16 protein-coding genes are annotated in these 15,445 nt (G+C 69.6%); 7 read left to right on the top strand and 9 right to left on the bottom strand.

The genetic code is table 11. The features are described from left to right. Window positions 1–344: 344 nt before the first annotated feature. From E4P42_RS19955 to E4P42_RS19945, 3 genes are read right to left on the bottom strand one after another with little or no spacing between them, the layout of a single operon-like run. Complete coding sequence (locus E4P42_RS19955; RefSeq protein ID WP_135127808.1) at window positions 345–1,010, bottom strand: cytochrome b; 666 nt, start codon at window positions 1,008–1,010, stop codon at window positions 345–347. Beyond that, window positions 998–1,408, bottom strand: coding sequence for a TIGR03668 family PPOX class F420-dependent oxidoreductase (locus E4P42_RS19950; protein ID WP_135127807.1), 411 nt, complete (start codon window positions 1,406–1,408; stop codon window positions 998–1,000). The genes E4P42_RS19955 and E4P42_RS19950 overlap by 13 nt, the downstream gene beginning before the upstream one ends. A gap of 5 nt (window positions 1,409–1,413) precedes the next feature. Further along, window positions 1,414–2,124, bottom strand: coding sequence for a hypothetical protein (locus E4P42_RS19945; RefSeq protein ID WP_135127806.1), 711 nt, complete (start codon window positions 2,122–2,124; stop codon window positions 1,414–1,416). A gap of 195 nt (window positions 2,125–2,319) precedes the next feature. On the opposite strand from E4P42_RS19945, the gene E4P42_RS19940 reads away from it, so the two are divergent. From E4P42_RS19940 to E4P42_RS19925, 4 genes are read left to right on the top strand one after another with little or no spacing between them, the layout of a single operon-like run. Beyond that, entirely contained in the window at window positions 2,320–3,447 is a 1,128-nt protein-coding gene (locus E4P42_RS19940) for an ABC transporter substrate-binding protein (protein WP_135127805.1), read from the top strand. A gap of 10 nt (window positions 3,448–3,457) precedes the next feature. Continuing rightward, complete coding sequence (locus E4P42_RS19935) at window positions 3,458–4,312, top strand: ABC transporter permease subunit (RefSeq protein WP_135127804.1); 855 nt, start codon at window positions 3,458–3,460, stop codon at window positions 4,310–4,312. Then, window positions 4,309–5,085, top strand: coding sequence for an ABC transporter permease (locus E4P42_RS19930; RefSeq protein WP_135127803.1), 777 nt, complete (start codon window positions 4,309–4,311; stop codon window positions 5,083–5,085). The genes E4P42_RS19935 and E4P42_RS19930 overlap by 4 nt, the downstream gene beginning before the upstream one ends. Beyond that, the gene (locus E4P42_RS19925) at window positions 5,082–6,122 is read left to right on the top strand and encodes an ABC transporter ATP-binding protein (RefSeq protein ID WP_135127802.1); all 1,041 of its coding nucleotides are present in this window, start codon (window positions 5,082–5,084) and stop codon (window positions 6,120–6,122) included. The genes E4P42_RS19930 and E4P42_RS19925 overlap by 4 nt, the downstream gene beginning before the upstream one ends. Here E4P42_RS19925 and E4P42_RS19920 read toward each other — a convergent pair. Together E4P42_RS19920 and E4P42_RS19915 are read right to left on the bottom strand one after the other, a co-directional pair. Beyond that, the gene (locus E4P42_RS19920) at window positions 6,119–6,697 is read right to left on the bottom strand and encodes an orotate phosphoribosyltransferase (protein ID WP_135127801.1); all 579 of its coding nucleotides are present in this window, start codon (window positions 6,695–6,697) and stop codon (window positions 6,119–6,121) included. The genes E4P42_RS19925 and E4P42_RS19920 overlap by 4 nt on opposite strands. A gap of 32 nt (window positions 6,698–6,729) precedes the next feature. Then, window positions 6,730–7,530 carry a HugZ family protein gene (locus tag E4P42_RS19915; RefSeq protein ID WP_135127800.1) on the bottom strand — a complete coding sequence of 267 codons (801 nt, stop codon included), beginning with the start codon at window positions 7,528–7,530 and terminating at the stop codon, window positions 6,730–6,732. A 60-nt stretch (window positions 7,531–7,590) separates the two neighbouring features. Between E4P42_RS19915 and E4P42_RS19910 the strand changes: the two genes are divergently transcribed. Next, window positions 7,591–8,895, top strand: a complete 1,305-nt coding sequence (locus E4P42_RS19910; protein WP_135127799.1) for a maltokinase — start codon at window positions 7,591–7,593, stop codon at window positions 8,893–8,895. Here the strand turns inward: E4P42_RS19910 and E4P42_RS19905 are convergent. Then, window positions 8,892–9,998, bottom strand: coding sequence for an acyl-CoA dehydrogenase family protein (locus tag E4P42_RS19905; protein ID WP_135127798.1), 1,107 nt, complete (start codon window positions 9,996–9,998; stop codon window positions 8,892–8,894). The two genes, E4P42_RS19910 and E4P42_RS19905, sit on opposite strands and share 4 nt — an antisense overlap. 11 nt (window positions 9,999–10,009) lie before the next feature. Further along, window positions 10,010–11,170: an acyl-CoA dehydrogenase family protein gene (locus E4P42_RS19900; RefSeq protein ID WP_135127797.1), complete on the bottom strand. Its 1,161-nt coding sequence runs from the start codon at window positions 11,168–11,170 to the stop codon at window positions 10,010–10,012. 176 nt (window positions 11,171–11,346) lie between these two features. Between E4P42_RS19900 and E4P42_RS19895 the strand changes: the two genes are divergently transcribed. Next, a complete protein-coding gene (locus E4P42_RS19895; protein ID WP_245234131.1) occupies window positions 11,347–11,997 on the top strand; it encodes a PAS and ANTAR domain-containing protein in 651 nt (216 codons plus the stop codon). On the opposite strand, the gene E4P42_RS19890 is transcribed toward E4P42_RS19895, so the two are convergent. After that, entirely contained in the window at window positions 11,981–12,535 is a 555-nt protein-coding gene (locus tag E4P42_RS19890; RefSeq protein ID WP_245234130.1) for a TetR/AcrR family transcriptional regulator, read from the bottom strand. The genes E4P42_RS19895 and E4P42_RS19890 overlap by 17 nt on opposite strands. A 196-nt stretch (window positions 12,536–12,731) precedes the next feature. Between E4P42_RS19890 and E4P42_RS19885 the strand changes: the two genes are divergently transcribed. Next, the gene (locus E4P42_RS19885; protein WP_135127796.1) at window positions 12,732–13,121 is read left to right on the top strand and encodes a hypothetical protein; all 390 of its coding nucleotides are present in this window, start codon (window positions 12,732–12,734) and stop codon (window positions 13,119–13,121) included. 64 nt (window positions 13,122–13,185) lie between these two features. Here the strand turns inward: E4P42_RS19885 and glgX are convergent, their stop codons facing one another. Further along, window positions 13,186–15,330: a glycogen debranching protein GlgX gene (glgX, locus tag E4P42_RS19880; protein ID WP_135127795.1), complete on the bottom strand. Its 2,145-nt coding sequence runs from the start codon at window positions 15,328–15,330 to the stop codon at window positions 13,186–13,188. Window positions 15,331–15,445: the final 115 nt, after the last annotated feature.

The raw sequence follows: 15,445 nt of genomic DNA, 5'->3' as shown, positions 1-15,445 counted from the left end.
CAAAGGCATCCAACACAGCACAAGCCCCCTGTGCACCTGGGTCAACGACCCCTTCGAACCCGAAGACCTCCCACCGGACTGGCAACCCCCACCCCAACCCGACACCCCCGACCAACCACCGTTCTGACGGCGCATCTCACGTTCGGCACGCCGCCGTCGTCTACCGGGTGACGATGAGTGTGAGGAGACGACACATGACCGCAGCCTTTCCGCTGGAGATGTACGCGGCCGAGAGCGCTTCTCACCCTCGTGCACGCCCGCGCCGACGGACGCATCGCCCGGGTGCACCCCTGCTACTGGGACACCGCCGCTATCGCAGCGGTCTGCGGTCTGCGGTCACAGCGTCACACCATCCGGGAGAGATGGCGGTTTCGCTGCAGCACCGTGTGTTTGAGCACCAACCCGACATGCACGGCGATCACGCCGAGCAGCAGTACCTGCGCGGCGATGTGCAGCGCGAGCCAGCGCTCGCCGCCGGCGATCAGCACCAATCCGGTCACCGGGACCACGAACAGCAGACCGAGCAGGAGCTTCTCGAGCGTGGCTTCCAGGCGCCGTTCCCCGGCACTCAGCTGCGCCGCCCACGGCGGCAGCCCACCCAGTCGCCGCCACCCCACCCGCAGCACCGCCAGCGCCATGAGTGAAAGCCCCAGCAGCACGTGGATCTCCGGTAACGACAGCCCGTCGCGCAGCCCGTCCCCGGACACCAGACCCGACGCCGCGTCCGCGACGTGCGCGTCCTCGCGGCCGTCCAATTCGTCCTCGAGCCGGTCGATCTCGGCCTCGAACCGCTCCTCGGCGTCCTCACCCCGCCGTTCGGCCGCCTCCTCGCCGGCATCCTCGAGCGCGTCGATGCGGTCCTTCTCGCGGTCCAGCGCCGCGTCGTCTTCGGCCATCGTCCACCCCACCGCGAACTGCGCGACGATCGCCGCCACCGTCACCCAGTGCAGGGCCTTGGTCACCACCCCGTAGCCGTGGGCGCCGTTGCGCAGGCGCATCACGCCTGCCACGACGACCAGCGCGCCACCTCGACGCTGATCACCGGACCGTTCAGCGCAAGCCGCTGATACTGCGAGTACTTCTGGCGTAGCAGCGCATACCCCGTGGCCATCGCCTCACCGCTGTGGTGCACGGCCGCGACACCGTCGGCGCGCACCCACCACAGCTGCGTCCAGTCATCCGCATAGTGGTCGACGAGTAGGCACACCCGTGCGTCGGCCTCGATGTTGCTCAGCCGACGTAGCCGGTGCGTCGACTTCCGCTTCGCGTCGACCGCCGTATAGACCATGTCGCCGCGGACGGCGAACACCACCGGCACCAGGTGTGGCGCACCGTCCGGGTTGATCGTGGCCAGCGTCGCGCTCGGTGCCGCGGCGAATGCGCCGACCGCATCGAACCGGGTCTCCATGGAAGTCAGTTCCCGGACGGCTCGTCGGTCGACTTGCGGATCTCGGGCCTGCGGGTGACCCCGATCTCCGGCTTCTTCGGCTCGCTCGGGCGCGACGTCGGCCGGTAGGCCGGTCCGCTGTTGGACGGCGCCTCCGCAGGCGGCGGCGGGGGAGGCGGTGGCGGCGGCGGTGGTGGGGGAGGAGGCGGCGGCTGACTGGTGCGCGACGGGCTCGGCAGCACGCTCGACGACGGCGGAGTGGTCGGCGCCGGCGACTCGTTCACCGAATCGCCCGACCCGCCGAACACCAGCAGCACCGCCGACACCACCAGCGCGACCGCGGCCAGCGCCAGCACCGCGATCACCGCGACGGCCTGCCGCGTCCGGTACCACGGTGTCGGCGGCGGCCGGAACGTCCACGTGTTGGCGTTGAAGGCGTCGAAGCGGTCCGGATCGGGCGCCGGCTCCTCCCAACCGAGCCCGTCGTGCGGCGCCACGGCGGCGTCATCCCCGATCAGGTAGTCGAACTCGCCGGCGGCCTCGGGTTCCACATACTCGGGCTCCACATACTCGGAGTCCACATACGCGGGAGCGTCGGTGTACTCGGCCGCGGTCGGCTGGTACACCTCGTCGTAGCCGTACTCCGGCGCCGGGTCATGGCGCGTGCGCGCACCGCCCTGATGGGGCGGGGTGTCCCAGCGGTAGTCGAACTCCCCTGGGGCTTCGCGTTCAGCCACGGTGCGATGCTATCGGTGCGACCAGCGAAAACGCTCGGCCGCTGGCCGAATCGGCCCGGTCTTCGTCAACGCCATGCCTGATCGCCCAGGTCACGGTAGGGTTCGGCGCGTCCGTCCGGATCCATTCACCGCGGTGACCGCACGCCGTAACCGTCGCGTCACCGCCGCGCTTCCTGACCATCGGAAGGTTCGGCAATGATCACAACCCGGCTGCTGGCAGCCTCCGCGTCCGCCCTCGTCGTGCTCGGCCTGGCGGCCTGCGCCCCGCCCGAGCAGGAGTCCGGTGGTGAGAACACCGAGTCCGGCGTGAAGGCCGGCGAGGCCACCTCCGCGGCCGACTTCGGCGGCATGGACAAGCTGGTCGAAGCGGCCAAGGCCGAAGGCGAGCTCAATGTCATTGCGCTGCCCCCGGACTGGGCCAATTACGGCACGATCATCGACACCTTCGCCAAGAAGTACGGCATCAAGGTGAACTCGGCGCAGCCCGACGCCGCCAGCCAGGACGAGATCAACGCCGCCAACCAGCAGCGCGGAAAGAGCACCGCCCCCGACGTGTTCGACCTCGGCCAGTCCGTCGCGCTGGCCAACACCGCGATGTTCGCGCCCTACCGGGTGGAGACGTTCGACGACATCCCCGCGGAGTTCAAGGATCCCGACGGCACCTGGGTCAACGACTACGGCGGCTTCATGTCGATCGGCTACGACTCGACCAAGGTGCCGCCGATCACCAGCGTCAACGACCTGCTCAAGCCGGAGTACCGCGGCAAGGTCGCGCTGAACGGCGACCCCACCCAGGCCGGTGCGGCGTTCTCCGGCGTGATGATGGTCGCGATGAGCCAGGGCGGCTCGGCCGACGACATCGCCCCCGGCGTCGAGTTCTTCCGCAAGCTCAACGAAGCCGGCAACTTCCTGCCGGTCGACCCGACCCCGGCCACCATCGAATCCGGGCAGACTCCCGTGGTCATCGACTGGGATTACCTGAATGCCGCGGAGACCGCGAAGCTGCCGAGCTGGACGGTCGTCGTCCCGCCGGGACCGGCCGTCGCGGGCTACTACTTCCAGGCCATCAACTCCGACGCACCGCACCCCGCGGCCGCCCGGCTGTGGCAGGAGTTCCTCTACAGCGACGAGGGCCAGAACCTCTACCTCGCCGGCGGTGCCCGCCCGGTGCGCGCCGAACCGATGCAGCAGGCGGGCACCATCGACCAGGCCGCCTGGGATGCGCTGCCCCCGGTCGAGGGCGAGCCGGTGATCGTGTCCGAGGAACAGAACAAGAAGGCCACCGAGTACCTGTCGGCCAACTGGGCCGGCGCGATCGGCTGACGCCACCGGTATGAGCGTCCTCGTCCGGCGCCTGCGCGACGGGGTGCCGCTGCTGCCGTTCCTCGCCGTCCTGACGATCTTCCTGATCATCCCGACGGTCACGGTGGTGGTGAGCGCCTTCGTCGTCGACGGCGCGTTCTCCCTCGAGCGCATCGGCGCGCTGTTCTCCGCCACCGCGCTTGCGGCCCTGTGGAAGAGCGTGCTGCTGTCGGGCAGCACCGCGCTGATCGGGGCGGTGTGCGGGGCGGGGCTGTCGTGGCTGATCGTCAGCAGCCCACCCGAGTCGATGGTGCGCCGCGGGGTGCTGGCACTGTGCAGCGTGCTGGCCCAATTCGGCGGTGTGGCACTGGCATTCGCGTTCCTGGCCACGGTCGGCCTCAACGGTGTGCTGACGCTGTGGGTGCAGCAGGCGCTGGGCTGGAACCTCGCCGGATCCGGGTGGCTGTACAGCCTGTCCGGGCTGATCCTGGTCTACACCTACTTCCAGATCCCGCTCATGGTCATCGTGTTCGTCCCCGCGCTGGAGGGCCTGCGCGAGCAGTGGCGGGAGGCCGCCGTCAGCCTGGGCGCCTCGACGTGGCGGTACTGGCGCGAGGTCGGCGTCCCGCTGCTGACCCCGGCGTTCCTCGGGTCGGTGCTGCTGCTGTTCGCCAACGCGTTCGCCGCCTACGCCACCGCGGCGGCACTGGTCAGCCAGGGCAGCCCGATCGTGCCGCTGCTGATCCGCTCCGCGCTCACCAGCGAGGTGGTGCTCGGCCAGTCCGGGTTCGCCTACGCGCTCGCCCTGGAGATGATCGTCGTGGTCGCGGTGGTGATGGTCGCCTACAACGCGCTGGTGCGCCGCACCGCGAGGTGGCTGCAGTGACGCGGGTGGTGCGCGCGGTCCTCTGGGTGGTGTTCGGGCTGTTCTTCTGCTTCCCGCTCTACGCCATGGCCGACTTCTCCACCCGCGATCTGATCAACGGCGGCCGCACGCTGCAGGCCTGGCAGAACCTCGTCGCCGACGAGGCGCTGTACCAGGCCATCGTGGTGTCACTGCTGCTCGCGGTGTTCACCGTCGCGGCCATGCTGGCGGTGCTGGTGCCGACGATGATCTGGGTGCGCCTGCGCGCGCCGTGGGCGCGGCGCCCGGTCGAGTTCCTGTGCCTGCTCCCGCTGACCATCCCGGCGCTGGTGATCGTCGTCGGCCTGCGCAACGTCTACCTGTGGGTGACGTACTTCCTCGGTGAATCCGCACTGACGCTGACCTTCGTCTACGTGGTACTGGTGCTGCCGTTCGCCTATCGGGCGATCGACGCGGCACTGTCGGGGATCGACCTGCAGACGCTGTCGGAGGCGGCGCGCTCGCTGGGCGCCGGCTGGACCACCACGATCCTGCGGGTGGTGGTGCCCAACATCTGGTCGGGCATCCTGTCGGCGGCGTTCATCTCGATCGCGGTGGTGCTCGGCGAGTACACAATCGCCTCGCTGAGCGGCTACCAGACGCTGCAGGTGCAGATCGTGGCGCTCGGCAAGTCCGACGGGCCCACCTCGGTGGCGGCGTCGCTGGCCGTGCTGCTGTTCGGATTCGTTCTGCTGCTCGCCCTCTCACTCGCCACTCGCGGGCGACGCCGCGCCGATCCGATTGGAGCCCCATGACTGCCGGAGTCGCCGTCGAACTCAACGACCTGACCCGGGTGTACGGCACCGTCAAGGCGCTCGACGGGTTGACCCTGCACATGAAACCCGGCGAACTGGTCGCGCTGCTCGGCCCGTCCGGCTGCGGGAAGACCACCGCGCTGCGCATCCTGGCCGGGCTCGACGAGGCGACGTCGGGGTCGGTGTCGGTGGACGGGCGCGACGTCAGCCGGGTGCCGGCCAACAAGCGCGATATGGGCATGGTGTTCCAGGCCTACAGCCTGTTCCCCCACCTGACCGTGCTCGACAACGTCGCGTTCGGCCTGAAGATGCGCGGAAAAGGCAAGCAGGACAGGACCACCCGCGCCGCCGAGATGCTCGAACTGGTGGGGCTGTCGGCGCACACCCACAAGTACGCGCGGGAGCTGTCCGGCGGGCAGCAGCAGCGCGTCGCGCTGGCCCGCGCGCTGGCGATTCAGCCGCGGGTACTGCTGCTCGACGAACCCCTCTCGGCGCTCGACGCGAAGGTCCGCGCCCAACTGCGCGACGAGATCCGCCGCGTGCAACTCGAGGTCGGCACCACCACGCTGTTCGTCACCCACGACCAGGAGGAGGCGCTGGCCGTCGCCGACCGGGTCGGGGTGATGAGCCACGGCCGACTCGAGCAGCTCGCCCCGCCCGCCGAGGTGTACGCGAACCCGGCCACGCCGTTCGTGGCCGAATTCGTCGGGCTCAACAACAAGGTGGCGGCGCGCGTGGCCGGGGGACGCGCGCATCTGCTGGACACGACGGTGCCGATGCTGGACGGGTCGATCGGCGACGGCGCCGGGGTGGCGCTGGTCCGCCCGGAGGCGGTCACCGTGACCGCAGGCGGCGCGGGCAACGCCACGGTCAGCTCGGTGGCGTTCCTCGGCCCGATCTCCCGGGTGTCGTGCGCGTTGGCCGACGGAACGACGCTGTCGGCGCAGCTGCCCAGTTCGGCGGCCGCGCAGCTGCATCCGGGCGATGCCGTCACCGTCGGCGTCGAGCCCAACCCGGTGCTGGTGATCGCCGGCTAGACCGCCTTGATCGGTTCGATGCCCAGATCGCGGTAGGTGACCAGCGCGACGAACGGCACGCCGCGGGCAGCGAACAGTTCGGCGGCGACGTCGCCGCGGTCGACCATCGGGATGACCCCGGTGACCACCGCCCCGGCGGCGACCACGCGGTCGAAGGCCAGCGCCGTCGATCCGCCCGTGCTGATCACGTCGTCCACCAGCAGCACCCGCATACCGGGTTCGATGCGGGTGCCCTCGATCCACTGTTCGCGGCCGCGCTGCTTCTGCTCCTTGCGCACCGAGAACCACGCCGCGCCGGTGACCATCGCGACTCCGTGGGCCAGCGGGTCGGCGCCCATGGTGAGCCCGCCGACCGCGTCGAACTCGATACCGTGCGCGGCGGCGAGGTCGGCGACCGCGCGGCTCACGACCGTCAGCCGCGCCCCGTTGTCGACGGCGTACTTGCCGTCGATGTAGTCGTGGCTGAGCTGACCGCTGGCGAGCTTGAACGGTTCGGCGCGGTGTTCGTAGCCGCGGGTGCGGATCAGGTCGAACGCCGCGTGCCAGGTCTCGGGACGTTCGGTCGGTTCAGGCATACCGGCGACTTTATTGCACCGGCGAGTGAGGCTCAGCCCTGCCGGGCCCGCTTCGTCAATTCCACGGCGGCCGCGCGCAATTGATCGTACGAGTCGATCGGCGCGGCGTAGCCCACCCGGGTGTAGGCGACGCCGCGCGCGGTGGCCACCCGCAGGTCGAGCCCGTACCGGTCGGCGCCCGTGCAGGTGGCCGCGGTGGTGTCGGGATAGCCGCCGAGCTCCTGCGCCATCGCCAGCAGCGCGTCGGCGTGGTCGGCGTTGAGGTGGGCGATCGCGCCAGCGGCGTGCGGTACCACCGGATCCGGTGCGGCGGCGGCGTAGGCGTCGCCGGTCGTGGAATCCATCCGGCCGTAGCCGCCGACCCAGCGCACCCGCCGCACCCGCAGCACCCACAGCGTGAAATCGCTGTAGTCGATGTAGTACTTCGCAGCGGCCACCGCGGCCAGATGCGCCTCCCGCGCGGCGGCCGCCTCGTCCCCGGTGGGCCGCTCGACCACCCCGGCCAGCGTGACGCGGCCGTTGGCCAGCGGATCGGCCTCGGTCGCGGGCGCGACGATCGCGATGCTCGCGCGCGGATCGCCGGCCAGGTTGCGGCCGTGTTCGGCGAGGTTCGACACACACAGCACCGGGGCGCCGCCCAGCAGACCGTAGGTGACGAACGACGCCCACGGATCCCCGGCGGCGGTCAGCGTGGCCAGCGTGCCGGCATTGGTGGATGCGGCGATGGTGCGGGCCTCCTCGGCGGCCGACGGCCGCACCGACGAGGCGGGTGGGCGCAGCGGCGGGGGCACAGACGGTGCGTCGCCCGGGTCGCCGTGATCGCGGTTGGCCACCTGCGGCACGATACCGCTCAGGGGTTCAGTTCCGTCCGCGATGGGTAGGTCTGAAGATCGATGGACACGACACTGCCGTTCGACCGATGGCTCCCGCAGCAGCGCTGGTACGCCGGGCGCAGCCGCGAACTGGTCTCCGTCACCTCGGCGGCCGCGGTCGCGCTGCGCGACGACCTCGACCTGGTGCTGATCGACGCGAACTTCGCCGCCGGACCGCCCGAGCGCTACCAGGTGGTGGTGCGGTGGGGCACCGGGTCCGGGGCGGCCGACGACAAGGCGCTGATCGGCGTCGACGGGGACCGCACCGGCTATGACGCCCTGCACGATCCGGGGGCGGCGCACCACCTGCTGTCGCTGATCGACGGGTCGGCGCGGGTCGGCGACATCACGTTCGTCAAGGAGCCGGGCGTGACGCTGCCGCTGGACGCCACCCCGAAGGTGTCGGGCGCCGAACAGTCCAACACCAGCGTCATCTTCGGCAAGGAGGCGATGCTCAAGGTCTTCCGCCGGATCAGCCCGGGCATCAACCCCGACATCGAGCTCAACCGGGTGCTCGGCCGGGCCGGCAATGCGCACGCGGCCCGGCTGTTCGGCTCGTTCGACACCACCCTCGACGGGGAGCCCTACGCGCTGGGCATGGTCAACGAGTTCGCGGCCGGCTCCACCGAGGGGTGGGACATGGCGCTGGCCGATGCGCACGCGGTACTCGACGGCGCCACCGGCGAGGGGGACTTCGCGGGCGATTCCCACCGCCTCGGCGAGGCGGTCGCGTCGGTGCACGCCACGCTGGCCGCCGAACTGGGCACCTCGACCGCCGCGTTTCCCGCCGACACCGTGCTCGAGCGGTTGGCGGCCACCGCGGCCGCCGTGCCGGAACTGCAGCCCTACGTCGCCGACATCGAGGCGCGCTACCGAGCCCTGGCCGGACAGGACATCGCCGTCCACCGCGTCCACGGCGACCTGCACCTGGGACAGGTGCTGCGCTCATCCCACGGGTGGCTGCTGATCGACTTCGAGGGCGAACCCGGCCAACCGCTCACCGAGCGCCGCCGACCCGACTCACCGCTGCGCGACGTCGCCGGCATGCTGCGGTCCTACGAGTACGCGGCCTACGCGCGACTCATCGAACGCGGCGGCGACGACGGGCTCGCGGCCCGCGCGCAGCAGTGGGTGGCGCGCAACGTCGACGCGTTCTGCGCCGGCTACGCGGCCGCGGCGGGCGCCGACCCGCGTGCGCAGGCCGAACTGCTCGCCGCCTACGAACTCGACAAGGCCGTCTACGAGGCCGGGTACGAGGCCCGGTACCGGCCGGACTGGCTGCCGATCCCGATGCGCTCGATCGCCCGCATCGCGGCGGCCTCCTAAACCGTGACGACCTCGTAGCCGGACAGCCCCCCGATCAGCACGTGCAGCTGGTCCTGCGCCGACCCCAGCGTGTGGCCGATCGCGGTCAGCCGCGCCGCGTAATGCCCCACCGGGTACTCGGCGGTGACGCCGATGCCGCCGTGCAGCTGGATGGCCTCCTGCGCGATGTGTCGGCCCGACCGCCCGATCTGCAGTTTGGCTCGCGCGGCGATAGCCGGGTCGAGGTTGCCGTCGGCGATCGACATGGCCGCGTAGTAGGTCATGCTGCGGGCCAACTCCAGCGAGACGTACATGTCGGCCGCGCGCTGGGTGAGCGTCTGGAACTTGCTCAGCGTGACGCCGAACTGCTTGCGGCTCTTCAGGTAATCGGTGGTCAGCCGCAGCGCCTCCTCCATCGCGCCCAGGGCCTCCGCGCACAGCGCGGACTGCATCCGCACCAGCGCCCGCGAGATCACCTCGGTGGCGTCGCCGCCGGAGCCCAGCGGCTGCGCGCCGACCCTGTCGAGGTCGATCTGCGCGCCGCGCTGGCCGTCGAAGGTGCGGAACGCGGTGCGGGTCACCTCTGCGGCGTCCACCAGGAAAAGACCCGTACCGCCGTCGGGCAGTGCGGCGCTGACGATCAGCGTGTCCGCGCAGTCGCCGGCGATGACCGGATTCTTGCGGCCGCTCAGCGACCACGAATCGCCCTGCTGGGCAGCGGTGGTCGCGACAGTCGAGGCGCCGGTCCGCGTCCCGGGTTCGGCGTGGGCGAAGGCCAGCAGCCGCTGCCCGGCGGCCACCTCGTCGAGCAGTTGGCGCTGTTCATCGCTGCCCGCCTCGGCGAGCACCGCACCGGGCATCAGCGCGCCGGCGAGCACCGGTTCGGGAGCGAGCCGGCGGCCGACCTCGGTGGCCACCACCATGATCTCGAGCTGTCCGCCGGCCTCCTCCTCGAAACCGAGGCCCAGGATGCCGATCTCGGCGAGCTGGTTCCACACGTCGCGGCTCCAGCCCAGGTCGGAGTCGAGCACCTTGAGCCGCGTCTCGATGTCGTAGGTCCGCGACAGCACCTCACGGCTGGTGTCGCGCAGCAGCTCCTGCTCGTCGCTGAAGTCGAAGTCCATGGCTGCCTACCTCACAATCCCAGAATGGTCGACGCGATGATGGTGCGCTGAACCTCGTTGCTGCCGCCGTAGATCGACGTCTTGCGGTAGTTCAGGTACGTGGGCGCGCTGCGCTGCGCCCACTCGGGCGAGGCGATGCCGTCACCCGCCTCGTAGGGCAGCGCGTCGGGGCCGGCCACCTCGACGAGCAGTTCGGTGGCCAGCTGCTGCAGCTGGCTGCCCCGCAGTTTGAGCACCGACGACGCCGGGTTCGGCTTCCCGTCGGCGGAGCCGGACGCCACCCGCATCTGGGTGAGTTCCAGTGCCAGCACGTCATTCTCGGCCTCGGCCAGCCGCGCCGCGAACAGCGGATCGTCGATCAGGCCGGACGCCTTGGCGCGCGCCTTGACGTCGGCGAGCTTGACCTTGGTGCGGCCGACCTGAGCGATGCCGGTGCGCTCGTTGCCCAACAGGAACTTCGCGTAGGTCCAGCCCTGGTTCTCCTCGCCGACGAGCTGATCGGCGGGCACCCGGACGTCTTCGAAGAAGACCTCGTTCACCTCGTAGCTGCCGTCGATCAATTTGATCGGGCGCAGCGTGATGCCCGGGGTGTTCATGTCCATCAGCAGGAACGAGATGCCGGCCTGCTTCTTGGGCGCCTGCGGGTCGGTGCGCACCAGGTTGAAGATCCAGTCGGCGTGCTGGCCGAGCGTGGTCCAGGTCTTCTGGCCGTTGACGACGTAGGTGTCGCCGTCGCGGATCGCGGTGGTGCGCAGCGAGGCCAGGTCGGAGCCGGCCTCCGGTTCGGAGAAGCCCTGGCACCACCAGATGTCCAGCGCGGCGGTGGGCGGCAGGAACCGCTCCTTGACCTCCTGGGAACCGAACTCGGCGATCACCGGGCCGACCATCTTGGCGTTGAACGTCAGAGGTTCGGGAACGCACGCCAGCTGCATCTCGTCCAGCCAGATCTGGTGCTGGGTGGGCGTCCAGTCCTTGCCGCCCCACTCGACAGGCCAGTTCGGGACGGCCAGACCGTGCTCGTGCAGGATCTTGTGGGTGGTGACGATGTCGTCCTTGGACACCTCGCCGCCCTGCCGGGACCGTTCGCGGATCTCGGCCGGGATCTGGGTCCGGTAGAAGGTGCGAAGCTCGTCGCGGAAGGCGGCTTCCTCGTCGGTCAGCGCGAGTTGCATGTGTGACTCCGTCTCGTGGCTGCGGGCCTGTGTGCACACTAACTCACCGGTTGGTCGGGCTTGCTACCGGTCAGTAGTAAGCGCCGCCGCGAACCCGCCGCTGCGTGGCAAAAACGCCCAGGGCGTGCGGGTTCGCGGCCATAATCGAGGGCCACCCCCGGGCGAAGGGACTCGACGTGGACGCGCCGCATCTGCGGGCCACGGCCGGCTGGCCGATGGCCGGCAGCTTCTCCTACGTCGCCGAGGAGGACCGCTGGATCTGGTCTGACGAGGTGGCGCGGATGTTCGGCTATGCAACGGGCACGGCCGTCCCGACCTCCGAGTCGATCGTCGGCCACACCCATCCCGACGACCGGCCGGCGGTGGCCCGGCTCGTCGAGCAGGTGCGCCGGGCCGGTGTCCCGTTCAGCAGCAGGCACCGCATCGTCGACACCGCCGGGCAGGTCCGTCTGGTCGTGGTGGTGGGGGACAGCCTGCACGCCCACGACGGCACGGTCATCGGCACCTCCGGGTTCTACGTCGACGTGTCCGACGAATTCGACTCCGACGTGCGCCGCTCACTCGACGAGGTGATCGCCGTCATCGCCGCGCGGCGGGCGACGATCAACCAGGCGATGGGGATGCTGATGCTCGCCCACGGCATCACCGCGGAGCGGGCGTTCGAGATCCTCGCCTGGCGGTCTCAGGAGTCCAACGTCAAGCTGCGCGACATCGCCGAACGCTTCGTCGCGGAGGTGACCGCGGCCGGGCTGTTACCCAAGGCGGGTGCGGCCACCATGGACCACATCCTGCTGACCGCGCACGAGCGGATCAACGGCGGAGCATGAAGTCCAGGAACTGCTCACGAAGCTCGGGCGGCGCCTCCTGGGTCGGGTCGGCGGCGTGCAGCAGGCCGATTCCGGCGGCGAACATGATCGCCGACCGCAGGTCGGCGTCCTCGGCGGAAAGCCCGTCGTCGATGAGCGCCTGGCGGACCGCCGCGAGCACCCGCCGATCGCCCAGCCGCACCTTGTCGGCGACCCGCGCGTCGGTCAGCGCCCAGGTCCGCATGATCCGCTCGACGGCCCAGTGTGGCGGATGGGTCAGCGTGTCCATCATCACGGCGAGCCGCTGCCGCGGTGGCAGCTCGGTCATTCGGGTGAAGTTCCGGCGTTCCCGGTCGCGCAACTCTCCCCACGCTTCGACCAGGGCGGCGCGGTAGGCCTGGATGTCGGTGAAGTGCCAGTAGAAGCTGCCCTTGGTGACGTTGAGGCGCGCGCACAGCCGGCTGATCCGCAACGCATCCGTCCCGCCCTCGGCCATGACGGCGAAACCGGCTTCGATCCAGTCGTCGAGCGACGTCGCGCGGTCGCGCTGCGGCGGCATGATCGGGAGCATACGGGCGGCCCGGTCCGCCGAGATTGACACTCAGGAAAATTCGATCTTGGCGAGTCGTGCTGTGCGGCACCGCAACCGTTTGATGTTTCCACGACAAGGCAAACATCTCATACTGGCTGGTACGCGGCCGATTACGGCGTCGACGCACGTTTAGTCGACAGGCCCGCGGGGCAACCGGGCCGATATGACCGACAACATCGACTTCGAGTCCGCCAACGACCAGGGCGGCACCGGAGACACCCTCCGGCCGACGGACGCACTGGACTCCGACGACGTCCGCAATGACGACGGCGACAACGTGGTGGACCCGCCCGATTCGTGGAGCGAGGCGGACCGGTCCTATGACCGGCCCCGCGGAGAAGTCGGTGGCGGGGAATCGCTGGACGAGAAGCTCGACGCGGAGGTGCCCGACGAGGCGGCCGTGCCGCCCGCCGGCGATGCGGCCGCCGGGGACACCGTGGAACTGACCGACGACGAGGTGGACCACCTCGACCCCGACCACCATGGAACCGACGCCGGCCAGGTGAGCGGAACCCCCGAAGACGGCGAGGCGTTCTTCCCGGTCGTGGAATAGGTCTCACACCCAAGAAGGGGAGGAGGACCGCCTGACGGTCTTCCTCCCCTTCTCTGTGCCGTCTTTAGGGCTCGTTGACTGCCTGAAGCACCAGCACCGACCGCCCGGCGACTGCGATCTTGGTGCCCGCACTGACCGACTCGCGGTCGTCGGCGTCGTCGGCGGTGTTGATCACCGGCAGCCACGCCCGCCCGAATTCCGCTGCGGGCATGACGAACTCGAGCGGTTCGTGGTAGGCGTTGAAGCACAGCACGAATGAGTCGTCGGTGACCCGCTGCCCGCGTACGTCGAGGTCCGGAATGCCCTGCCCGTTGAGGTACACGGCGATGGACTTGGCGAAACCGCTGTCCCAGTCCTCATCGGTCATCTCCGAACCGTCCGGGGCGAACCATGCGATGTCCGGCAGCCCGGGGGCGCCGCGCTGGCGCACCGGGCGGCCGGAGAAGAACCGGCGGCGGCGGAACACCGGGTGCTCGGCACGAAGCGCGGAGACCTTCTGGGTGAACTCGATCAGTTCTTTGTCCGCGCTCTCCCAGTCGATCCAGGACAGCTCGTTGTCCTGGCAGTAGACGTTGTTGTTGCCGTTCTGCGTGCGGCCCAGTTCGTCACCATGGCAGATCATCGGCACGCCCTGCGACAGCAACAGGGTGGTCAGGAAATTGCGCTGCTGGCGCGAACGCAATGCGTTGACCTCCGGATCGTCGGTGGGGCCCTCCACTCCGCAGTTCCACGACCGGTTGTGGCTCTCGCCGTCGTTGTTGTCCTCGCCGTTGGCCTCGTTGTGTTTCTCGTTGTAGGACACCAGGTCCCGCAGCGTGAAGCCGTCGTGGGCGATGACGAAGTTGATCGATGCGACCGGCCGGCGCGACGTGCTCTCGTAGAGATCCGACGACCCGGTCAACCGGGAGGCGAACTCGTCGATCGTCGCATCCTCGCCGCGCCAGAAGTCTCGCACGGTGTCGCGGTACTTGCCGTTCCACTCCGTCCACTGCGGGGGGAACCCGCCGACCTGATAACCGCCGGGCCCGACGTCCCACGGCTCGGCGATCAGCTTCACCTGACTGACCGTCGGATCCTGCTGCACGAGTTCGAAGAACGTCGCCAGCTTGTCGACGTCGTAGAACTCGCGGGCCAGCGTGGAGGCGAGGTCGAACCGGAAGCCGTCGACATGCATCTCGGTCACCCAGTACCGCAGCGAGTCCATGATCAGCTGCAGCGCGTGCGGATGGCCGACGTTGAGGCTGTTGCCGGTGCCGGTGTAGTCCATGTAGTAGCGCTTGTCGTCCTCGACCAGGCGGTAGTACGCGCCGTTGTCGATGCCGCGGAACGACAGGGTCGGGCCCATGTGGTTGCCCTCGGCGGTGTGGTTGTAGACCACGTCGAGAATCACCTCGATGCCCGCCTCGTGTAGCGCGCGCACCATCGCCTTGAACTCCTGCACCTGACCGCCGGGGTTGGCGCTCGAGGTGTACTTGGGGTCGGGGGCGAAGAAGCCGATCGTGTTGTAACCCCAGTAGTTCGACAGCCCCTTCTCCACCAGCGTGGAGTCGTTGGCGAAGTGGTGCACCGGCATCAACTCGATCGCGTTGACGCCCAGCGACTTGAGGTGCTCGATGATCACCGGGTGCGCCACCGCGGAGTACGTGCCGCGGATCTGCTCGGGGATGTCGGGGTGGGTCTGCGTCAGCCCCTTGACGTGGGCCTCGTAGATCACCGTGTCGGCGTACTCATGACCCGGCGGCCGGTCCACCCCCCAGTCGAAGTAGGGGTTGATGACCACGGACTTGGGCATGAACGGCGCCGAGTCGTCGTCGTTACGGCTGTCGGGATCACCGAAGTTGTAGCTGAACAGCGGCTGGCCCCAGTCGAAGGTGCCGTCGATGGCCTTGGCGTAGGGGTCGAGCAGCAGCTTGTTGGGATTGCAGCGTTGCCCGGTGGCGGGGTCGTAGGTGCCGTGCACCCGGTAGCCGTAGCGCTGACCGGGCTCGATGTTCGGGATGAACCCGTGCCACACGAAGCCGTCCACCTCGGGCAGGGTGAAGCAGGCCGTCTGCTCCCCGTCGGCGTCGAACAGGCACAGCTCGACACGCTCGGCCGCCTCGCTGAACAGGGCGAAATTGGTGCCGAAGCCGTCGTACGTCGCCCCGAGCGGGTAAGCCTTACCCGGCCAGATTTCGGTGGGGACGTGGGGGTTGGGGGCTGCGGCCAAGATTGCACGCTCCTGGTGACAACGAAACAACGGACAGAGACAGCGACGATACGGGCCGGGGTGCCGGACGGCACGGTGACCGGTGACCGGACCGACGCGGACGGAGGTATACCCA

It is taken from the genome of Mycobacterium sp. PS03-16 (genome assembly GCF_004570325.1).
Lineage (GTDB): Bacteria > Actinomycetota > Actinomycetes > Mycobacteriales > Mycobacteriaceae > Mycobacterium.
This window is presented reverse-complemented; position numbering and strand designations above follow the sequence as displayed.